Here is a 22,122-nt window from a genome sequence, read left to right on the forward strand (position 1 = left end):
TTATCACTCCGCCAGCTATATCCGCCAGCTGGCAGCCGTTTTTCTTTCTTGGATAAACTTACTGTAAATGCCTTGTTTAGCTAGTAAGTCTTGGTGTTTGCCTTGTTCGACAATGCGGCCTTGATCCAGCACCAAAATCTGGTCTGCATGCTCAACCGTCTTGAGCCGGTGGGCAATCATGATGATAGTCTTATCGCGAGTCAGAGCCTGAATAGCCTGCATGAGGGCTTCTTCGTTTTCTGGGTCAACATTGGCTGTCGCTTCATCAAGAATGATAATAGGTGCATCCTTGATAATAGCCCGAGCGATGGAAATGCGCTGGCGCTCACCTCCAGAAAGACAGGCACCTCCTTCACCAATCTTGGTATCATAGCCATCAGGCAGTGAGAGGATAAAGTCATGACAGGTAGCTTTCTTGGCAGCCTCTATCACTTCTTCCTGACTGGCCTCTGGCTTACCAAAACGAATGTTATTAGCAATAGTATCCTCAAAGAGATAGACGCTTTGAAAGACAAAGCTGAAATTACGAATCAGGCTGTCATAGCTGTATTCCCTAACATCATGCCCGTCTAAACTAATACTTCCCTGATCCACATCCCAGAAGCGGGCGATGAGGTTGCAGAGCGTTGTTTTGCCTGATCCAGAAGGTCCGACCAGAGCAGTTGTCGTTTTTTCCGGAATGGCGAGGGAAACTTGGTCAATGATTTTCTTATTTCCATAAGAGAAGCTAACGTCCCTCAAATCAATCCGACTACTCTTAGGCTCAATATCCTGACCGCTGATGTCCATCGGCTGGATAGCCAAAATTTGATTGACCATGTCAACCGACAGATCAACAATGCGCAGGAGAGAAGAGAACGAACCAACGCCGTCTAGATTTTCATAAATCATAAAACCACTGACAATCATCATAATGGTTACTAGCAGCTCCATACTGCCATTGAGATAAAAGTAGATAGAGAAAAGCCCCATAAAGAGACCGGTCAGCTTGGTCACTATGCCCTGGAGTGCAATGTAAGGTGAGGTCACAAGTGTCATTTTGGTATCTAGCTGACTCTTGCCTTCAATAGCCTTGGACAGCTTCTTGGCAGAACGGTTGACCAGATTGTAGTTCTTAACTTCAGCAATCCCTTGGCTATACTCCAAAACAACGGCTACTAGGTCCGTATCTGCCCGATACTTGTCATCAGAAACCTTGCCAACTTGCCAACGCATGAGGGTATTGGGCAGGAGAAAGAGGACCAGACCAACCAAGAGAACCAGACCAATCCGCCAATCATAGAGAAAGACTAAAACGGTGATGAGACCAGTCGTCAGAAAGCCCTGCACAGTCATCATAACCACTCTGGTAGCTACATCAGACAGCCCTTCCAGCGTATTAGTCGTGACACTGGTAATCTTGCCCAAGCTATTTTGATTAAAGTAGCCCATGGGTAGATAGCGCATGTGCTCGGCAATTTCAATCCGCTTCTGAGCACAGGTATGATAGCCCGCTTCCGTCTGCAGCATGGTGATTTTTAGTGTAATCCAGACGTTTAGCACAGTGGATACCAGCATGATTCCCAGAGCCAGCCAGAAAGTCTGCATAGAGAGGTTCTTCTCAATCAATCCCATAACAACTAGGCCAATTGCTGGAATACGCAGAGCGATGATAAAGGACTTGATGATGCCCAGATAAATGGATTGATAAAATTTCCTACGGTCCCCTGTCGTACAGAAATCAAAGAATTTCTTCAGTATATTAAGCATGAGTCAGCCCTCCTTCCATCTCACTATTATCCCTGGTAGCAATATGGGCCTGCCACATGGAAGCATAAAGCGGACTGGTTGCCAGCAATTCTTCATGCCGGCCCCTTGCTTCAATCCGACCATCATTGACCAGAACTATCTGGTCTGCACTCATAATCGTAGACAGCCTGTGGGCAATGACAATCAAAGTCCGTCCCTCAATCAGACGAGCTAGACTGGACTGAATCCGTGCTTCATTTTCCGGATCTGTATAAGCAGTCGCTTCATCCAAAATAAGAATCGGCGCATCCTTAAGCATGGCACGGGCGATGGCAATCCGCTGACGCTCCCCACCAGATAGATGACCGCCGCCAGAGCCTACTTGAGTTTCAAAACCATCTTCCAAGTTCATGATAAAGTCATAACAGCCACAACGACGGGCAATTTCGATGACCTCTTCGTCAGAAGCTGCTGGATTTCCCATTCGGATATTTTCCATAATAGTCTCATCAAAGAGATAGTTATCCTGGGTCACGTAAGCAATCTGCTGACTGTAATAGTCTAGCGGAAGCTGGCGAATGTCCAAGCCACCATAGGTAATCTGACCAGAACTGACATCCCAGAATGAAGCTAGAAGCTTGGCAATTGTAGACTTACCTGAGCCAGATGGGCCGACTAAAGCGTTGATGCTACCAGCCTTAATATCTAGCGAAATGTCGTGCAGTACTTCCTCTTCATCTGTATAGCTAAAGCTGACATCCGTCATGACTAGATCCCTTCCTTTTGGAAGTTCTCTCAGCTCCTGAGGTCTTTTCAAATCAGGCTTTTCCAAAATATCAATGACTTGGCCAAAAATAGTGCCGATTTTCCGTAAATCGTCCATGTAACTAGCCACTAAAATCAGAGGAGTCAGAAGACTGAGCGAAAGAATAATCATCAGAATGAAATTGCCGGCAGTCAAGCTACCTTGCAGATAGAAATAACAGCCAGCCGGCAGCAGAAAGAGCAAGCCTGATGGCAGAAAAGCAGTCACAATGCCCATCTCCAGATTGAACTTGCGCATCCACTCAATAAAGCAGTCCGCTCCTTCTCTAGCAGCCGTCACAAACTTATCGTAAGAGAACTTTTCCTTGCCAAAAACCTTAATAACCTCAATCCCATTGATGTATTCCACCGCTGTATCATTGAGCTTTTTGGTCTTGACCAGAGTATTTTGATAGTCTTCTTCGCTATTGGCAACCATCCGCATATAGGCCAGCGCCACGATGGGAATAGTCAGGAGAGACAGCAAAGTCAGTCGCCAATCGATAACCAGCATGGCAATGAGAACAATAATCGGACCAAAAATCCCAGCAGTAAACTCTGGAATCAGGTGGGCCAAGGTCGTTTCGGTCGCATCCACCCGCTCAACGATAATGTTTTTATAACTGCCTGATGACTGACTAAGCACTGTACCTAAAGGTAGCCTAGCCAGCTTATCTGTCAAGCGGTGCCGCATTTCCGCTAGAATCTTAAAAGTAGCCGTATGCGACAGCATGGTGGAAATACCGTGAAATCCCCAGTAGCCAATCCAGGCCAGACCTGCCCAAGCTGACTGCTGCAAGTAGAAATCCCAGTTTTTATTGCCATCCAAGAGCTGATTAATCATTCCACCAATAAAGAAATAAGGAAGAAATCCTGAAAGCACAGAGGCAAAGGCAAAGATTAGACTGAGCACAAAATACATCTTATGAAGGGAAACAAAGTCCCAGATCCAAGCAAGAACAGATTTTTTCTTCATAGAATGTCCTTCTTTCTATCAAAAACCTAGCAAACTTCCCCAGTCAAACAAGTCCATGATGGAATGGCAAAATTCCAGCGCCTGCTCTTGGGGCCAGTCTTGAGCCAAGGGCTCAAATATAGCTGTATAATAAGCTGTCATGCACGATCGCAGAAACTCGTGTTTGACCAAATGATTGATCTTCCCCTCTTTGTAAGCCAGCTCCAAATAGCGATAAGTCTCGTCTGCAGCCAAATGAGGCAGACGCATCCTGAAGTCCGCTTGCGAAGATCCCTGAGATTTAAAGAGCAAAAGCTGCATAATATCCTTATGCTCATAGAGAATCCTCATCAGGGACTGGAGATCTTCCAAGCGATGGGCCCACATATCAGACAGGTGTCCCTCTTCTAGGAAAGCATAGTCACGTCGCTTCTGCTCTTGTCCATACTGGTCTAAGGCTGTCAGAGTAGGCTCAAGCAGAGCAGTAAAGAGACTGTCCTTACTCTCATAGCGCTTATAAAGAGCCCCAGTTGTCAAGCCAGCAGCGCGACAAATTCTCCGCAGTGAAGCATCCTGATAGCCATAAGCCAAGAACTCACTCCTTGCGCTTTCCAAGATTTTTTCGTTTAACTCATCTGTTTCTTTTTTCATGATTTTAATTCGATAACACCGTTATCATCTTTCTTCTTTTATTATAAATTCTGACAATTTAACTGTCAAGGAAAAACAAAAGAGACCGAGAAATATTTTCATCGATCTAGTTCTATTCCTTTTTTTCTTGTAAACATGACAAAAGAGGCTGGGACAAAAGTCCTAGCCTCTCAATTGTCTTTGGATTGTCGAGCAAGACGCAGTGGTTGAGTGGGCTCTACTACGCTGATTTCATCAGCTTTTACAGCCCTACTCAACTGTGCGGAGGTGGGACGACGAAATCGAATTCTAACGAATTACCGATTTCTGTCCCACTCTCTCTAGAATTTTACTTTTTATCAGGTGCATAAATCATGCCAGTACAGTCGAAATCTTCCTGTCGGCGAAAGCCGAGCACTCGATAAAAAGCTAGATTTTTATCTGATTGCTCCGTTGCCAACTGGATTTGGTAAACATTCTTAAATCTTTCCAACGTCTGCTGAAGAAGGCTTCGGCCAATTCCCTGACGCTGGTACTGTGGATACACCAGCAAATCCTGAATAAAGACAATGGTAAGCCCATCTCCGACCACTCGGATCAAACCAACCAACTTATCTTCGTCATAGGCCGCAATCACAAATAAGGACTGATGGAAGGCCTGCTCTAACTGCTGAGGACGATTGGTGTAATTGCTCCAACCCACCGAAGCATAGAGATCTAGTACAGCTGCAAAATCTAGCTTAGGATTTATTTTATAATGAATCATAGTCCTCTCCTTGTTTTTTCTCTGTTTGATTGCATAAACCATTCTAACGCTTTATCGAACTTGAGTTAGCACTCCGTCTTGCATCTCATAAACCTTGTCAACCTCGTCCAGCAGGCGGGTATCATGGGTAATCATGACCACGCTCTTATGGAATTTCTGGGTCACCTCTTTGAGCAAATGAACCACGCGCTTGGCCCGCTCCGTATCCAGACTAGCTGTCGGCTCATCAGCCAAGATAATATCTGGGCTATTGTAAAGCGCTCTAGCGATAGCAGCTCTCTGCCGTTCTCCGCCGGACAATTCTTTGGGATACTGCTTGAGTGTTCCTTTTAGATCTAGTAGCTCAATCAGACTGTCTAGTTCTGTTCTTTCCTTTTTAGATAAGCGGTCAATCAACTGAAACTGGTCTTCGATTTTCAAAAAAGGAATGAGATTGGAAGCCTGCAAAATGAAGCCGAAATCATTGAAACGCAGGGCTGCTCGTTCCTTTTCCTTGAGCTGGGAAGTATCTTTCCCATGCAGGAGAATCTGTCCTTTTGAGGGAGTTTGCAAATGCCCCAGCAAGGTCAGAAAGGTTGTTTTACCCGAGCCTGACGGCCCAATAATAGCTACAAACTGCCCCGCTTCCAGTTGGAAATCAGTTGGTTTCAGGGCTTGAACCAGCGTATGCCCCTGACCATATTCTTTTGTAACCCCTTTTAGTTCTATGATTGACATTTACTCACCTCCGATTGCTGTGATAGGGTCAATTTTCAGAACCCGATGAATGGACAAGAGTCCGCCAGCCAGTGACATGAAAACAATCAGGACAATCAATCCAGCATAAGCTCTCCAGTCACTGTAAAAAGGCATAGAAGCCGGCAAGACTAGCTGGGTTCCCAAAAGAGCCAAGACAGCTAAACTGATTCCCAGAGTGGACAGGATGAAAATCTGCCAAAAAATAGAGGCAATAATCTTCCCACTGGCAATCCCTTGGGCGCGCATAATACCGTAAAGATGCGTCTTTTGGATGGTAATAATATACATGAAAATTCCCAATACCAAAAATGTAATCAGAACCATGGCCCCAATCATAAAGGAAAAAGTCAGTACCTGAGGCTGATAGCCAGGGATATTTTCTATAAAATCACTCATAGAGAGCTGACTAAGTCCAGCTTCTTCAATCTTCTGACCATCCTTGACCACAAGTGCACTGATATTCTTAACCTGACTAGAGCCGTACTTTAATTCCCTGAAATCATCTAGAGCCATAAAAATTACAGGTTGTGTAAAGAAGCTATTATCCTCTGTGAAACCAACAACCTGATAGAGGCGCTCACTTCCATTAAGCTGAAGCTGGTCGCCTAGTTTGACACCTTTTTGCTGCAGACGCTTATCCGCAATAACTTCATAAGCATTCTCAGCAGGACGTCCCTCAATAATGTCAGGCGCTAGAAAACTATCCCAAGACAGACCAAAAACCTGAGCATTGAGTTTATCAGTCCCATCTTCATAATTGGCCACTGCTGACGTCTGTCCCAAAGCCGCAATTGAGTCCCCTTGAAGCAGGCGGCTGTACTCCTCTTCTTTGAGAGTCGAAGAAACCAGATTCTTATTGGCGTACTCCGACAAGACGATCGACTCAGCCTGCCATTGGTCCAAAGCCAAGCGATTGAGCCTAGCCAAACCGACGGAAAGACTAGATAAAAAGAAAACCATATAGGTAATGAGAAAGACCACAGCAACCACTAAACGATAGCGTCCGCGACTGTAGACAATCTCTTTAAAAGCTAAAAACAAAGCTATCCTCCTTTGAGATATTCGAGACTATTATACCATACAAGAAGCAAGCTGGAAAAACTATCCTGTCAATCCCCCTGCATATGCTCTCTGACAAAGCCCGCCAGACCGACAGAGGTCACCCTAGCATGAAAATCACTCATTTGCTGAGCCTTATAGCGAGGATGAGCCAGCCAGTAAGTCAGGGTTCCCATAAAGGACGCGACCTGATGATTCAGCAGCAAATCTGCTTCTATATCCTCTAAATGTGGATCAGCCAAGGAAATACTCTGCGAGAAAATCTCCCTCAAAGCTTCCTGCAACCGCCGCGAACTAGTTGGACTGCCATTTGGACCCAAAAGAATGGCCAAGTCTTCCAAGTAAGGCTCAAAAAAATGAAAAAGATTTTGTTTCTCATGAATATAGTCTTCCACTTTAAAATCCTTTTCTAACTTGAACAAGCAGGCAGAATCTAGAGCCTCTTGATAATAGACCTGCAAATCACCTAGCAAGCGGTCTTCTATCTTCTCCAGCAGATCATATTTATCCAGATAATGCCGATAAAAGGTACTGCGATTCACCTCTGCTAAGTCAATCAATTGGCGAATACTGATAGTCTCAAAAGTCTGCTCTTTCATCAGCTGCAGCAAGCTAGTCTCTATCTGCTTTTCTGTCTTTCTTCTTTTTTTCTCATACATGCCATTCACCTCAAAATGCAACAGTCTATCTAAAATTGATGCTTGTATGTCATCCAGCTCCCACTATATAATAAATATAAGCAGAAGACAAGAACAAGAGGATTAAAAAATGAAGATTATGATCAATCAAAAAGAAGTCAGTCAAGAAAGAATTGAGCAATGGCGGAAGCAGAGAATCCATAAAGCAGCTAAGATACTTAATCTACAGCTGCCGAATACTGACAACACGGAGATTTTAGACCAAGCCCTACTGGAAGCAAAAATGAAGCTGACATACGAGGAGCTAATCCATAAAATTGGAACCAAACTCAAATGGAGCCAATATTTGATGAAATGGGCAGCCAAATGGTCCAAGAAACCAAGAAAAAGAGCTGTTGTAACGATTTTTGCAAGTGGATTGACTGCTGCTTCTTTCAGTAAAAAGCTAGAAAAGTTGATGCTAGAAAAAACAGATGCTCATAAAAGCGTCAATCTTGGTGCCTGTCCAGACCATTATGCCTTGCAGCCCCACGGCAGCAAACTTGAAGTCATTGAGACTGCAGGAAACAGCCCACTGCCAACACAGTTTTTTCTTAAGCTTGATTGTGAAGCTGAGATAGAGGAGCCTCGTGATGCGTCTTATCCCTTCCAAACTGTCGGTGCCGCCAGTCTAGTGAACGGTTGCAATATCGGTGGAATTCGCCATCAGTTTCGCGACACAGAAAAAGGACTAGAAGCCCGATTCTGCGTCGAATTTCCCAGCCTTTGTCCAGACAGCCTTATCAAAGAACACCAGCTCCACCTGGCCGCGGAATGGTCAAGGTGGATAATTTGGTGCAGAGAGCATAAAGAATGAATTTCCTTTCCTAAAAAATACCTATCAAGCCATACAAAAACAGCCTACTGCCATCTTAAAGAGACCGCAGCAAGGCTGTTTTTCATCTACATTTAATCAAAGACAATCATAGACTTAATGGTCTTGCGTTCATCCATGTCTTTATAAGCTTTATCAATATCTTCTAGTTTGTAGCTCGAAGTAAAGACCTTGCCTGGATTAATATTACCATCAAGAACTGCCTTGAGCAAGATTTGCTTGTCGTAATTCGTGACAGAGGCCGCACCGCCTGCCACTGTAATATTTTGAGCAAAGGTAGAACCGAGAGCTCGGTTATTATAGTGAGGCACACCGACAAATCCTAAGCGGCCACCGTTGTGCAGGACTCCCAGAGCTTGATCAACAGCTGCTTCTGTTCCGACACATTCCAGAGCTGCATCTGCACCACCACCAAGAATCTCACGGACCTTGGCAATTCCTTCTTCGCCACGTTCTGCAACAACAGCTGTCGCACCTGATTCCAAGGCCATCTTTTGTCGATCTTCGTGACGACTCATAAGAACGATTTGGGAAGCACCACGCATTTTAGCAGCAATCACAGCGCATTGTCCAACAGCTCCATCACCAATCACGACCACCTTATCACCAGGCTTGACATCTGCCACACGTGCAGCATGATAGCCAGTTGGCATGACATCAGCCAGTGTCAAGAGTGATTTGAGCATCCCTTCTGTATAATCAGAAGGCTGACCCGGAATTTTGATAAGAGCCCAGTTAGCAAATTCGAAGCGCATATATTCTGCTTGCACCCCGTCTGACCAGTTATTCCCAATATGAGAATCACAAGTGCCATCAAATCCTGCCTGGCAGGCATCACATTGCCCGCATCCATGAGTAAATGGCGCAATAACAAAATCGCCAGGTTTAACAGTCGTTACTGCATCGCCAATTTCCTCGACAATTCCAATCGCTTCATGCCCACTATTTTGATGGCCTGCTTCAATATCTGGACTGCGGTAGCGCCATAGGTCAGAACCACAGACACAGGTCCGAACAATCCGAATAATGGCATCATCTGCCTCAATGATTTGCGGACGATCAATGTCAGCGAGCCCTACTTGACCTGCTTTTGTATAAACTGCCAATTTCATCGTTTCTTCTCCTTTGATATCTTTATAGTAACTATTATACAACTTAGAGCACCCTTCAAGTCAAATTTTTGACATCATTTAAGATAAAATTCTTATAAAAAAGGAAACTCCTTTCTCAGAGTTTCCTAGTTAGATTTTCTCACTGCTCATCCTGTTGTCCTGAGCAGAATGAAAAGCGCTTTACTGCTTGGTAAAGGTCAGAGTGTCTGGAGCATCATCCAATTCGTCCACAATCAGCTGATTGCCATTTTGACGGTAACTTTTGACATCATCACCGACAATCAGTCTTTGATTAGCACTATCTACTTGTACCTGCTTGATTTCCTTACTGCCATCGACCTCAGTCTCAGTCCAAGTACCAGTCGTACCATTGATTTCCAGGACATGCTGGTCACCATCATGGTCGGTTGCTTGGTAGCGCCCGTCTAGATTAGTAGCCTGCCCTGCATTTGATGATGACGAAGGCTGATTAGAGGATGATGCGGCTGATGACTGCGAAGTCTGATTTTGCGCAGATTGTGATGTTTGGCCTTGTGTATTCTGTGATGAACTAGTATTCCCTCCTTGGTTAGTATTGCCTGAGCAAGCAGCTAATAGAACTGCTGCTGTCAGAGATAGAATTCCGATAAAGGCTTTTTTTGTAATAGTCATATCCTTTTCTCCTTTTTCTACATTTGTAGTTTATACTTATATTCTACACTTGTCTGTTTCATTTGTCAAGAAAAAGCAGTTTTTATTATAAGGAAAATACACCTTGCAGAAATGAATCGCTTTGACTGGATTTTTATATTCAGACGCTGCTTGTTCTGTTAATCTTTCCGAGCTCTCTTGACAAAATAGTTCACTATCTTATAATGATTCTATAAAAGATGAATGGAGAAAATTATGCCAATCAGAAAAGCTCAAGTCAGTGATATTCTTGCACTACAAGAACTCCTCCAGCAAGTCCTGCTGGTTCATCATCAAGCTCGGCCAGATATTTTTAAAGACCAGGGAAGCAAATTTAACAATGAAGAGCTAGAGAAGATTCTGGGACAAGAGTCCACTCCTATTTTCGTCTTTGAAAGTGAATCCAGAGAAATCCTCGGTCACCTCTTCTGCTCCATCAAGCAGCCTGTCAGTCCTGTGCTCAATCCCATCAAGACACTTTTTATTGAGGATTTATGTGTAGATGAGAAAGCCAGAGGGCAAAAGGTTGGCGAGAAGCTTTACCGCTTTGCGGAAGACTATGCTCGGGAAATCGGCTGCTATAATCTGACTCTCAATGTTTGGAACGACAATGTCGGAGCCCTGCATTTCTATGAGCGATTAGGGCTTCAGGCTCAGGAAACTGTAATGGAGAAGATACTTTAATTTGAGAGAACAATTTCAGGAAGCGCTAGCAATAGTTTTCGGATATACCCTACCAGCAGAATTAACTATTTTATTTGCCTAGAAATTTTCGATACAATAGATAGTAATAGGTAATGAAAGTGAGAAATCTTATGACAAAATCAAAATTCCAACTGGTTGGATCACTTCTGCGCCCAGAAAATCTGCGCCAGTATAAAACCGAAATTGAGCACCGCGATGATATTCAATACCCCTTCTACGAAAGCTTCCCAGGCTACCATGAGACGGAGACAGCTGACATCAAGGAGATTATCGCTGAGCAAAAGGCTAAGGGTATTGACATCCTGACAGATGGAGAATACTCCAAGTCCATGTGGCATCTGGACTTTGTCCGGGGACTTAAGGGAATTGAGCGCTACATTGCTGACCGCGGCTATACCTTCAAGGACCACGACGGCGGGCAATATGAGACTCGGAAAGATATTGGTATCCGCATCACAGCACCACTCTCTGGTAAAAATCATCACTTTATCGAGATTTATAAGCTAGTCAAGGATGAGGCTGCTGGCCAAGATACCAAGCTGACTGTCTGGGGACCTGCCCATGCTTATACTGAGTTAGCTGTCTTTGACCGCTTGGCGGGACCAGGACAAGTTTATGAGACCAATGAAGATTTGAAAAAAGGCTTGATTCAGGCCTACAAGGAATTTTTGGACGACTATAAGGCTGCTGGCGGACATATTATCCAGTTTGACGACTGTCTCTGGGAGCTTTTTGACGAGTCCAATCCTGCCAGCTTCTTTGCGGAGGGCAATGCTAGTCTGGCTGACCTGGCAGACGAGTTTGTCGCCATCAACAATGAAGTCGTAGACTACGCTCATGAGCTAGGACTGACTGTTTGGACCCACAACTGCCGTGGTAACTACGAAAGCCGCTCTGCTGCCGAGGGTACCTACGAAGCTATCGCGGAAAAATTCCTGCGCGACCAACACTATGATCGCTACTTCCTAGAGTGGGACAGCGATGTAGCTGGTGATGTATCAGCCCTAGCAGCTTTGAAAGACAAGGATACGGAAGTTGTTTTAGGACTGCTCTCTAGTAAAACGACAGGCTTGGATGATGAAAAGCGTGTCCTAGACCTCCTCGAGAAAGCAGCAACAGTTCTACCGAAAGAGCGTCTCCTGCTCTCCCACCAATGCGGCTTCGCCTCTTGTGACTCTGGAAACGAACTCACCATTGAGCAACAGTGGGCCAAAATCAAACAAGGCCAAGAAATCGCCCAGAAATTCTGGGGAGAATAAGCAAAGAAAAGCGGTATGACCGCTTTTTTCAATGCTTTTAAAATCAATTTTGGGCTGAATTAGATTTCTTTGATGAACTCCAGTTTCATCTGCATCTGTTCAACATATTAAATCTTTTAGTATCAGGAAAGTTCAATTCGCTTGAGCCAATTTTCAACCAAGGCCGTAAAGAGAGCCTCTTGATCTATCTGTGCATTGTGACCAGCAAGATCCATTACAGCATGAGTTGCCCTTGTATAATAGTGAGACAGTTGCGCTAACTGCTCGAAGCCCACGACTTGGTCCTGCTTTCCTGCTATAAAAAGGCTGGGCTCGTCATAGCCCTTTTCCTGTATCTCTTGATCCACTTCAAACGAAAAAGAATAGTTTTCTTGCAGCTTTTGGACAAAGGGAGCATTCATCATCTGAAGCCCTGCTAGGATTTCTTTTTCAAACCGTTGATAAGTTTCTTTAGTCTGTAAAATCGCTAAATCAACGAAATCTTCGCTTTTGCCTGCTATATCAAACCCAACCTCTCTAATTAGCAGGCTGTCTTTTGGCAGAATTCTTTCTTGCGGATTGGGTACAACTACTGGACAAATAAGCAGCAAACCATCAATCTCCGACCTTTTCTTAGCCAAAACCCCTCTAGCAAGATAGCCACCATAAGACTCTCCAGCTAAGAGAAAGGAGTGTCCGCTGATTACAGTCTCTATAAAGTTCAAGATCATCTCTAAAATCGCATCCGCACTTGCAAAAGCAGGATTGGCATCAGACCTACCCATGCCAGGTAAATCTAAATAAATCCTTTTATAGTCAGCATGTTTCTCAAAAATGGGTTCCAAACATCCTTCCATCAATTCAGATGAACAGCCCAAACCATGAATTGCCAAGACTGGCTTTCCTTGACCAATCACTTTATAATATAATTTATTTCCCTGATAAGTAAAAAACATTTTTTCTCCAATCATACCTTAAAGACACGTTTTGCTCAAGGTGGATTCTTTATCGAAACTAGTCAAAATAATATTGTTTATGAGCCTAACAAATTATTTTTATCATCTACACCCCTCAAAGCTACTAGGCGAGCAAGCTTATTCTTCCCCCTTGATTTCAGAACTTCATGCCTCATCACCAAATAACAAAGTGGATTTCTGCAGATAAGGATTGGGATACTTGACTAGCAGGTTCCTTACAGCTCTTACCAAGTCTTTCTGCTCAGCCTGACCGGATTGGTAACGAAGCAAAAGATGCATAAAATCTTCTTTTTCAGTTGTACTGACTTTTTTCTTAAAATAGCCCCAAACATGCTGAAAGGCATTGCTGACCTGACCGCGATTTTCAGGCAGGGCTACCGCCTGGTCAATCAAGTCTTGAACACGTGCTGCTTCTACCGAGTCGCTTTTTAGATATTGGCGGATTTCCAGATAGATCTTACTAGAATGACTGAGAACCAGATATTTATTTCTAGCCCAAAGAGTCTGACATTGGGAGATTTGGTTTACATTTTCCATGATTACTTTTCCTACTGATTTTCAATTTCGAATACTTCTCATTTCATCTGCTTCACTGCTCGCATCCTAGTAAGATAGAAAGCAAATCAACAATGATTTGAATAGGTTTTAGAAGAGTATGAATCAAAATCCCCAATCACATGACTGGGGAATAGTTCATTAACGTACCTCTGCGCCGAGTTTTTCGGTCAGGGATTTTTCGATTTTTTCCATGTATTTAGCCACTTCTTCGTCAGTCAGGCTGGCTTCTGGATTTTGGAAAGTCAGGCTGTAGGCCATAGATTTGAGGCCGACACCCAGCTTGTCCCCAGAGAAGATATCAAAGAGCTTAATATCGGTCAAGCGCTTAACACCAGCTGCTTGGATTGCATCAAGAACCTCTTGGTGAGTGATTTCATCCTTGAGCAAGAGGGCCACATCACGGCTGACAGCTGGGAATTTAGTGATTTCTGTAAATGGCTGTGCTGGCTGGATCTGCTCTTCGATAGCAGACAGGTTGAGTTCAGCCACATAAGTTTCGGGAATATCGTAAGCCTTGGCTGTCGCAGGATGGACTTGGCCGACAAAGCCGACAGGCTGTCCATTGATAGAGATCAAAGCAGTCCGACCAGGATGCAAACTCTTAATCTGGTTGCTAGCCGCGTATTCAGCTGTCAAGCCCAACTTAGCAAAGAGTGCTTCCACTACACCCTTAGCATAGAAGAAATCAACTGCTACTGGCTTGGTCTGGAAGTCTTTTTCATTAACCAGACCTGTCAAAGCAAAGGAAAAGCTATTGATTTCATTTGGCAGTTCTTCCTTAGGATTGCCAGTCTGCTCAAAGACTTTACCAATCTCATAGAGAGCTAGATTCTTATTTTTACGAGCTACATTGTAAGCTAGGGAGTCCAAAATGCCAGAGACCATGTTCTGACGAAGAACGGAGCGCTCCACTGTCATCGGCCACATGAGCTCAGTCAAGTTACTAGGATTGAGAGTGAACTCAACCGCCTTTTCTGGCGTCGTCAAAGCATAGGTTATGATTTCTGTCAGCCCAGCTCCTTCTGCTAAGGTCCGTACTTGACGGCGCAGATGCTGCGTTGCAGTCAATTCACCGGCAGTCCCGTCATCTTTTGGCAGGCTAGCTGGCAATTTGTCATAGCCGTAAATGCGGGCAATTTCTTCATAGAGATCCGCTTCAATTGAAATATCCCAGCGACGGCGAGGGACACTGACAGTGAACTGTTCAGCATTTCCTGACAAGCCAAAGCCAAGTCTGCGGAAGACATCCACAATATCTGTATAAAGTAAATCTGTTCCCAAAACTCGGTTGACATCCGCGAGACTAGACACCACTTCTACATCACTAGTGTCTAAGCTGCCAGCGGATACGATACCAGCCTGAACTGTTGCACCTGCCAAGTCCGCAATCATACTTGCTGCCGCGTCCAAAGCTTCATTGACAGTTGCTACATTGATGCCTTTTTCAAAGCGGGAAGATGATTCTGATCGCAGGTTAAGGCGACCGCTGGTCTTGCGGATTGATTTTCCATCAAAAACAGCCGCCTCCAGAACAACACGAGTGGACTTACCGGAAATTTCAGTCGCTGCTCCGCCCATGACACCAGCCAGAGCAACTGGCTTATCCGCCACAGTAATGACTAGGTCGCTGACTTCCAGCTCCCGCTCTTCACCGTCCAGCGTTACCAGTTTTTCACCAGCACGCGCTTCCCGCACAACAATCTGGTCACCCTCAAACGTATCCAAATCAAAGGCATGCATGGGCTGACCAAAGTAGAGCAGGATATAGTTGGTCACGTCCACTACATTGTTAATCGGACGGATTCCTTCGTTCATGAGGAGATTTTGCAGCCACTGAGGACTTGGGGCAATGGTGACATTTTCCAAGATACGAGCTGCGTAGTAAGAGGCTTTCTCTGTCTCAAGGGCTACTGAAAGGCTGTCAGCTGCTTGCTTTTCATTTTCCACCAGCGGAAAATCTTTAAAATGTACTGACTTGTCATAGATGGCAGCCACTTCATGAGCCACCCCACGCATAGACAGAGCATCAGCTCGGTTTGGTGTGATGGAAAGTTCGATAATCTCATCGTCCAAGTACAGATAAGAGAAGACTTCCTCACCTGGCACTGCTTCTTCAGGCAGGATTTGAATGCCGTCCGCAAATTCCTTTGGCACGACAGAATCAGAAATGCCCAGCTCACCCAGAGAGCAGATCATACCCAGTGACTCCAAGCCCCGGATTTTCCCTTTTTTAATCTTATAATTGTCGGCAATGCGAGCACCTGGCAGAGCTACCATGACCTTGATGCCTGCGCGAACATTTGGAGCACCACAGACAATCTGACGGTTCTCCTCTTCTCCGACATTGACTTGACAAACATGCAAGTGAGTATCAGGAACATCCTCACACGATACCACCTCACCAACAACAATTTTTGACAGGCCAGCAGCTGGTGATATCACACCTTCCACTTCAATTCCTGTCGTTGACATTTTCTCAGCCAGCTCAGCGCTTGTCACATCAATGTCTACTAACTCTTTTAACCACTTATAACTTACTAGCATATTTAAGATACCAAGGGCGTCAAAAACAACTGAAAAATAGGAGATTACCCAAGCATTCGATGAATGCTCGCAAATCTATCTTTTTTCCGAGTTTTTAGCCCAAGTTCAATTCCTTTCTCTATTCTATCGCTGAGGAATCTGAATGACCAAATCATCTAAATTTAAACTTTTAGGTCGTATCATTTCCTCTCTCTCTCTAAATTTTCTCGTTTATTTTAATTTCTTGCGCAGCAGCCAGCCTGCATCTACTCTATCACCAGTGATATAATCATGCCGACCAAACTTTTCAAAACCGTATTTAGAGTAAAATTCCTGAGCTCTAAAGTTCTTCTCCCAGACGCCCAGCCAGACCCAGTCAAAACCTCGTTTTTTGGCTTCTTCCAAAGCAAACTCAAACAATTTCTTACCCAAACCCTGACCATGATAGGCTTTCAAGACATAGATTCGCTGAACTTCAAAAGCATCAAACAATTCCTGCTCTGTCTGAGCCTGTCCCCAGTTAAACTTGAGAAAACCAGCAATTTCACCGTCTTTGACAACAAAATAAGTCTCTGACTCAGGATTTGCCAGTTCCTTTTCGATAGTTGCAAGTGACAGCTCACTGTCAAAATAATGAGCCAAGTCCTCATCACCGAAAAAGGGGCCAAAGGTCTCTTGATAAGTTTGAACTTCCACATCTCTCAGGAGGTTCGCCTCTTCTTTTTTGACTCTGACTAGCATACTGCACTCCTTTCTCTATTCTATCGCTGAGGAACTTGACCAACTAAATTTCAGGGATTTGTCTGAAATCCTGATTTCAGCAACAAATCATCTAAATTTAAAGCTTTTAGGTCGTATCATTTCCTCTCTTTAAATTTTCTTTTTTATTTCAATTTCTTGCGCAGCAGCCAGTCGGTATCTACTGTCTCGCCAGTGATATAGTCGTGCTGGCTGAATTTTTCAAAGCCGTATTTGAAGTAAAAATCTTGAGCTCTAAAATTCTTTTCCCAGACGCCCAGCCAGACCCAGTCAAAGCCTCGTTTCTCGGCTTCTTCCAAGGCAAATTCAAACATTTCCTTGCCCAAGCCTTGACCATGATAGGCTTTCAACACATAGATTCGCTGAACCTCAAAGGCCTGTGGCTGTTCTTGCTCCGTTTGAGCCTGTCCCCAGTTAAACTTGAGAAAACCAGCAATTTCGCCGTCTTTGACAACAAAATAGGTCTCTGACTCAGGATCTGCCAGCTCCTTTTCGATAGTTGCAAGCGACAGCTCATTGTCAAAATAATGAGCCATATCAGCTTCCTTGATAAATGGGCCAAAGGTTTCTTGATAGGTCGCGACCTCCAACTCCCGCAGGATGCTCGCTTCCTCTTTCTTGACTCTGACTAGCATACTGCACTCCTTTCTCAAAAAAGCTGCATCTATCAATACAGGTTTCTACTTAAACTGCTGAGAAAAACGAATATCTCCTTGGTAGAATCCACGAATGTCGTTGATACCATAGCGGAGCATAGCTACCCGCTCTTGGCCAAGACCAAAGGCAAATCCAGAGTATTTCTCTGCATCAATGCCGCTCATTTCCAACACGCGCGGATGCACCATACCAGCTCCCATAATCTCAATCCAGCCAGTCTTCTTGCAGACATTACAGCCTGCACCACCACACTTAAAGCAGGAAACATCCACTTCAACAGACGGCTCTGTGAATGGGAAGTAAGATGGACGCAGACGGATACTGCGATCTTCGCCGAACATCTTCTGGACAATCAGCTGCAGCGTTCCTTGCAAGTTTGCCATGGAAATATTTTCTCCAACCACCAAGCCTTCAATCTGATGGAACTGGTGGGAGTGAGTCGCATCATCGGTATCCCGGCGGAAAACGCGCCCTGGTGAGATCATCTTGAGTGGGCCTTTAGAAAAGTCATGAGCATCCATAGCTCGCGCCTGCACCGGACTGGTGTGTGTTCTGAGCAGAATCTCCTCTGTAATGTAGAAAGTGTCCTGCATATCCCGTGCTGGGTGGTCCTTAGGCAGATTCATCCGCTCAAAGTTGTAATAGTCCTTCTCCACTTCAAAGCCGTCCACGACCTGATAGCCCATCCCGATGAAGATATCTTCGATTTCCTCACTAGTCTGGCTAAGAATATGACGGTTCCCAACCGGAATTTGACGGCCTGGCAGGGTCACATCCAAGGATTCCTCAGCCAGTTTCAGAGCTACTAATTGCTCTTCCATCTCTTGAGCAGTCTTTTCAAAGGCTGCTGTCAGAATATCACGCGCTTCATTGACATGCTTCCCGATAATCGGCCGCATTTCAGCTGAGATATCCTTCATCCCTTTCAGGACTTCAGTCAGTGAACCCTTTTTACCTAAGACTGCTACACGCAAATCCTGCAGTTCCTTTTGATTCTCAGCCTTGAGCTGCTTGAGAGAAGCTAGAGTCTCTTCACGCAGGCTTTTTAGTTGTTCTTCAATCGTTTTCGTCATTTTCCCTCCAAAATAAAAAGCACGCCAACCTCCATAAGCGGAGCGTTGACACGCGGTACCATCCGTTTTTTATCTGGCAAGCCAGACCTTACTTATCAATCCTAGAGCAAGTGAATTCGCCTAGTTTTCATCTAGAGAGCTTTCAGTCGATGGCTCCCCTCCCTGTTAAACTTCCCCTAGGTTACTGGTCTTGCGGATTGCTATTTAGTTATATTTCATTCTAACAGATTTCTAAACATTTCGCAAGATCAGTTAAAGAATTTACAAGAAGAGACTATCGAGAAAAAGAAGCCTGTCAAGCAACAGACTTCCTTCTTTCTATTTAATAACCTGACCTGCTTCTTTCAGAACATCTTCTGGTACAGTAATGCCAAGTTCTTTGGCATTTTTGGTATTGATAACAGATTTACCTGTATCGAAAATATCTACTGCAGTGTCAGCAGGTTTAGCACCTTTAAGGACTTTAGCTGCCATTTTACCAGTCGCAACACCTAGGTCATACTGGTCTACAACGACAGAGGCAAGACCTCCTTCTTCTACCATGGCTGTCGCACTTGGATAAATCGGTTTCTTAGCTTCTTTATTGCTGGACACAACTGTCGCAAAAGCTGACGCAATGGTATTGTCAATTGGAATCCAGATAGCATCAACCTTGCCAGTCATGACATTCATGGTTGAAGCAATTTCATTGGTTGAAGGAACAGAGTATTCCTCTACCTTGTAGCCTGCCTCTTCAGCTAATTTTTTGAACTCTTCTACCTGAGCTTTGGAGTTGTCTTCGCTGCTAGAGTAGAGCGCACCGATAGTTTTGACATCTGGAGTTAATTTTTTAATCAGCTCTAGCTGTTGCTTAGCTGGATTGCGGTCAGAGACACCCGTGATATTGCCACCTGGCTGGTCCAGATTTTTCACTAGATTTGCTCCAACTGGATCTGTGATAGCTCCCATGACAATAGGCTTGTCCTTAGTAGCTGCAGCCAGTCCTTGAGCAGACGGAGTCGCAATCCCAATCAGCACATCGTTGTCATTGGAAACCAGCTGCTTGCTCATAGTAGAGACCTTACTCTGATCGCCCTCAGCATTCATAAAGTCAATCTTAATCTTGTCTCCCTTATAGCCTTCCTCAGCCAAACCATCCTGAATCCCCTTGTAAATCAAATCCAGCGAAGGGTGGCTGACATACTGCAGCACGCCGACCTTGACTGTCTGACTGTCACCACTAGTCTTAGTGGTGTTGCCTTTGCTGTTCAAGCTAGAATAGACAATCCCACCGATTGCCAAAACAGCCAAAAGGCCTAAGATAGTTACTAATCGTTTATTTTTCATGTTCTTTCTCCATTTCTATGTTTTATAATTTCCTATTTAATCCCTAGGGACGCCATCGTTTAAACATAGGCAATTCTCCTCATTTTTTATAATAAACAGCAAAAAATCCTCACACAGGTATTCTGTGTGAGGGCGAAAATCGCGGTGCCACCTCAATTATGGAAAATAGCTAATATTCCCCATGTCTCTGTCTTGTCATCAAACAAGCTGCACTGTAAGGTGTGCCTACCGAATTCTTATTGTTTCAAATTCATTTTATCAATTAGCCCAATTTCGTAAAGATTTGTTGCTTATTTCCACCAACCACAAGCTCGCTAAAAACAAATGCATCTACTACTTTTCCAATTTCCTATATTTTAAGTTTTTCCTGAAAGGATGTCAAGACCTTTTTGAAAATTTTTATAAAATGTTCGGATTTGATTTACAGAGGCAGTTATAGGCGAAAATTAAATTGCTTTTTGGCGAGACTTTAGAAGCTTTTAGTTTGGTTTTTTGTTATAATTTTCTGTAGCAACTTTCAAGGAGAAAAACATGTCTTTCGACGGATTTTTTTTACACCACATGACTGAGGAGCTGCGCCGCGAATTGCTGGGCGGCCGCATTCAGAAGATTAACCAGCCCTTTGAACAGGAGTTGGTTTTACAGATTCGCAGCAACCGCCAAAGCCAAAAGCTGCTCCTATCAGCCCACTCAGTCTTTGGGCGCGTCCAGCTGACAGATGCCACTTTTGAAAATCCAGCTGTTCCCAATACCTTTATCATGGTGATGCGCAAATACCTGCAGGGCGCCGTCATTGAAGCTATCCAGCAGGTAGAGAATGACCGGATTTTGGAAATCAGCGTTTCCAATAAGAACGAAATCGGCGACAGCGTGGCTGTGACTCTGGTCATCGAAATCATGGGCAAGCACAGCAATATCATTCTCTTGGACAAGGCTAGCGGTAAGATTATTGAAGCCATTAAACACGTCGGATTTTCACAAAATAGCTATCGAACCATCCTGCCGGGCTCAACCTATGTCACACCGCCTCAGACAGGCAGTCTCAATCCTTTCACTGTGGGGGATGAAAAGCTCTTTGAAATACTGCATACCGAAGACTTAGTGCCCAAACGCCTGCAGCAAATTTTTCAGGGATTGGGGCGGGATACGGCTACTGAACTCAGTGGCCGTCTGACAGCTGACAAGCTCAAAACTTTCCGAGCCTTCTTTGCCAGTCCGACTCAGCCAAGCCTGACCGAAAAATCCTTCTCTGCTCTGCTATTTTCCGACAGCAAGACTCAAATGTCCACGTTATCCGAGCTTTTAGACACTTTCTATAAGGACAAAGCTGAGCGAGACCGGGTCAACCAGCAGGCCAGCGAGCTGATTCGCAGGGTAGAAAATGAGTTGGAAAAGAACCGAAAAAAACTAGGTAAGCAAGAGGAAGAGCTCCTAGCAACGGAGAATGCAGAAGAATTCCGCCAAAAAGGGGAACTCTTGACCACCTTTCTCCATCAGGTGCCCAACGACCAGGACCAGGTAGAGCTAGACAATTACTACACAGGTGAGAAGATTATCATCTCGCTTGACAAGGCCCTAACCCCCAATCAAAATGCCCAGCGCTATTTTAAACGCTACCAGAAGCTCAAGGAAGCTGTCAAACACCTGACCAGCTTAATTGAGGAGACACGGACTACGATTCTCTACCTAGAGAGCGTGGAAACAGCCCTTGCTCAGGCCAGTCTGACTGAGATTGCGGAAATTCGGGAGGAACTAATCCAAACTGGCTTTATCCGACGACGCCAGAGAGAAAAAATCCAGAAAAGACAGAAACCGGAGAAATATTTGGCAACAGATGGCCAAACCATTATCCTGGTTGGTCGCAACAATCTACAAAATGATGAGCTGACGTTTAAGATGGCCAAGAAAGATGAGCTTTGGTTTCACGCTAAGGATATTCCAGGTAGTCATGTAGTCATCAAAGGCAATCTCCAACCCAACGATGAAGTCAAGACAGACGCTGCCGAGCTAGCGGCCTACTTCTCTAAAGCCAGACTATCTAATCTGGTCCAAGTAGATATGATTGAGACTAGGAAGCTCAACAAACCAACCGGTGGAAAGCCAGGATTTGTCACCTATACGGGCCAGAAAACCCTGCGCGTCACACCAGATGAAGAAAAGATTAAGAGTATGAAAATGTAAAAAATCCCCTTTAACTATGAAGCTGACTTAAGAGCATGATAGTCATTAGATAGCTGAAGCTGTCTATTATCTCCATCAACTCCAATAATTTTTTGATAAAAAAGAGTCTGGGACAATAGTCCCTTATCTCCAAAAAAAGCAACGGTTTTATG

The 22,122-nt window shown here is 44.4% G+C and carries 20 protein-coding genes; 4 read left to right on the top strand and 16 right to left on the bottom strand.

The features are described from left to right. Window positions 1-15 precede the first annotated feature (15 nt). From RYK49_RS08180 to RYK49_RS08210, 7 genes are all read right to left on the bottom strand, one after another. On the bottom strand, window positions 16-1,749 hold the full coding sequence (locus tag RYK49_RS08180; protein ID WP_314831380.1) for an ABC transporter ATP-binding protein: 1,734 nt from the start codon (window positions 1,747-1,749) through the stop codon (window positions 16-18). Continuing rightward, a complete protein-coding gene (locus RYK49_RS08185) occupies window positions 1,742-3,508 on the bottom strand; it encodes an ABC transporter ATP-binding protein (RefSeq protein WP_314831381.1) in 1,767 nt (588 codons plus the stop codon). The genes RYK49_RS08180 and RYK49_RS08185 overlap by 8 nt, the downstream gene beginning before the upstream one ends. Window positions 3,509-3,526: 18 nt before the next feature. Then, entirely contained in the window at window positions 3,527-4,138 is a 612-nt protein-coding gene (locus RYK49_RS08190) for a TetR/AcrR family transcriptional regulator (protein WP_314831382.1), read from the bottom strand. Between the two features lie 328 nt (window positions 4,139-4,466). Next, window positions 4,467-4,883, bottom strand: coding sequence for a GNAT family N-acetyltransferase (locus RYK49_RS08195; RefSeq protein ID WP_314831562.1), 417 nt, complete (start codon window positions 4,881-4,883; stop codon window positions 4,467-4,469). A 51-nt stretch (window positions 4,884-4,934) separates the two neighbouring features. After that, window positions 4,935-5,600 carry an ABC transporter ATP-binding protein gene (locus RYK49_RS08200; RefSeq protein ID WP_125435544.1) on the bottom strand — a complete coding sequence of 222 codons (666 nt, stop codon included), beginning with the start codon at window positions 5,598-5,600 and terminating at the stop codon, window positions 4,935-4,937. Further along, the gene (locus RYK49_RS08205) at window positions 5,601-6,662 is read right to left on the bottom strand and encodes an ABC transporter permease (RefSeq protein WP_314831561.1); all 1,062 of its coding nucleotides are present in this window, start codon (window positions 6,660-6,662) and stop codon (window positions 5,601-5,603) included. It abuts the gene before it with no gap. Window positions 6,663-6,730: 68 nt separating this feature from the next. Further along, window positions 6,731-7,339: a TetR/AcrR family transcriptional regulator gene (locus RYK49_RS08210; RefSeq protein WP_314831560.1), complete on the bottom strand. Its 609-nt coding sequence runs from the start codon at window positions 7,337-7,339 to the stop codon at window positions 6,731-6,733. Between the two features lie 109 nt (window positions 7,340-7,448). On the opposite strand from RYK49_RS08210, the gene RYK49_RS08215 reads away from it, so the two are divergent. Beyond that, a complete protein-coding gene (locus tag RYK49_RS08215; RefSeq protein ID WP_314831559.1) occupies window positions 7,449-8,174 on the top strand; it encodes a hypothetical protein in 726 nt (241 codons plus the stop codon). Between the two features lie 92 nt (window positions 8,175-8,266). Here RYK49_RS08215 and RYK49_RS08220 read toward each other — a convergent pair whose 3' ends face one another. Continuing rightward, window positions 8,267-9,304 carry a zinc-binding dehydrogenase gene (locus RYK49_RS08220; RefSeq protein ID WP_314831558.1) on the bottom strand — a complete coding sequence of 346 codons (1,038 nt, stop codon included), beginning with the start codon at window positions 9,302-9,304 and terminating at the stop codon, window positions 8,267-8,269. Between the two features lie 180 nt (window positions 9,305-9,484). Further along, window positions 9,485-9,955: an SP_0198 family lipoprotein gene (locus RYK49_RS08225; protein ID WP_314831557.1), complete on the bottom strand. Its 471-nt coding sequence runs from the start codon at window positions 9,953-9,955 to the stop codon at window positions 9,485-9,487. A 234-nt stretch (window positions 9,956-10,189) separates the two neighbouring features. Between RYK49_RS08225 and RYK49_RS08230 the strand changes: the two genes are divergently transcribed. Further along, on the top strand, window positions 10,190-10,657 hold the full coding sequence (locus tag RYK49_RS08230; protein ID WP_314831556.1) for a GNAT family N-acetyltransferase: 468 nt from the start codon (window positions 10,190-10,192) through the stop codon (window positions 10,655-10,657). A 131-nt stretch (window positions 10,658-10,788) separates the two neighbouring features. Continuing rightward, window positions 10,789-11,937 (top strand): cobalamin-independent methionine synthase II family protein, encoded by a 1,149-nt coding sequence (locus RYK49_RS08235; RefSeq protein ID WP_314831555.1) that lies wholly within the window; start codon window positions 10,789-10,791, stop codon window positions 11,935-11,937. A 122-nt stretch (window positions 11,938-12,059) separates the two neighbouring features. Here the strand turns inward: RYK49_RS08235 and RYK49_RS08240 are convergent, their stop codons facing one another. The 7 genes from RYK49_RS08240 to trpX form a co-directional block, all read right to left on the bottom strand. Continuing rightward, window positions 12,060-12,887: an alpha/beta hydrolase gene (locus RYK49_RS08240; protein ID WP_314831554.1), complete on the bottom strand. Its 828-nt coding sequence runs from the start codon at window positions 12,885-12,887 to the stop codon at window positions 12,060-12,062. 150 nt (window positions 12,888-13,037) lie between these two features. Continuing rightward, on the bottom strand, window positions 13,038-13,430 hold the full coding sequence (locus RYK49_RS08245; RefSeq protein WP_314831553.1) for a YbgA family protein: 393 nt from the start codon (window positions 13,428-13,430) through the stop codon (window positions 13,038-13,040). 159 nt (window positions 13,431-13,589) lie between these two features. After that, window positions 13,590-15,995 (bottom strand): phenylalanine--tRNA ligase subunit beta, encoded by a 2,406-nt coding sequence (gene pheT / locus RYK49_RS08250; protein WP_314831607.1) that lies wholly within the window; start codon window positions 15,993-15,995, stop codon window positions 13,590-13,592. 210 nt (window positions 15,996-16,205) lie between these two features. Next, entirely contained in the window at window positions 16,206-16,715 is a 510-nt protein-coding gene (locus RYK49_RS08255) for an N-acetyltransferase (protein WP_314831606.1), read from the bottom strand. 143 nt (window positions 16,716-16,858) lie between these two features. Further along, window positions 16,859-17,368, bottom strand: coding sequence for a GNAT family N-acetyltransferase (locus RYK49_RS08260; RefSeq protein ID WP_314865401.1), 510 nt, complete (start codon window positions 17,366-17,368; stop codon window positions 16,859-16,861). 45 nt (window positions 17,369-17,413) lie between these two features. Then, window positions 17,414-18,463, bottom strand: a complete 1,050-nt coding sequence (pheS, locus tag RYK49_RS08265) for a phenylalanine--tRNA ligase subunit alpha (protein ID WP_002900605.1) — start codon at window positions 18,461-18,463, stop codon at window positions 17,414-17,416. A 318-nt stretch (window positions 18,464-18,781) separates the two neighbouring features. Next, window positions 18,782-19,789 (bottom strand): tryptophan ABC transporter substrate-binding protein, encoded by a 1,008-nt coding sequence (gene trpX / locus RYK49_RS08270; RefSeq protein WP_314865403.1) that lies wholly within the window; start codon window positions 19,787-19,789, stop codon window positions 18,782-18,784. A 531-nt stretch (window positions 19,790-20,320) separates the two neighbouring features. Between trpX and fbpA the strand changes: the two genes are divergently transcribed. Next, window positions 20,321-21,970 (top strand): Rqc2 family fibronectin-binding protein FbpA, encoded by a 1,650-nt coding sequence (gene fbpA / locus RYK49_RS08275; RefSeq protein ID WP_314865405.1) that lies wholly within the window; start codon window positions 20,321-20,323, stop codon window positions 21,968-21,970. The last annotated feature ends 152 nt before the right edge of the window (window positions 21,971-22,122 follow it).

This window comes from uncultured Streptococcus sp. (assembly GCF_963525625.1).
Lineage (GTDB): Bacteria > Bacillota > Bacilli > Lactobacillales > Streptococcaceae > Streptococcus.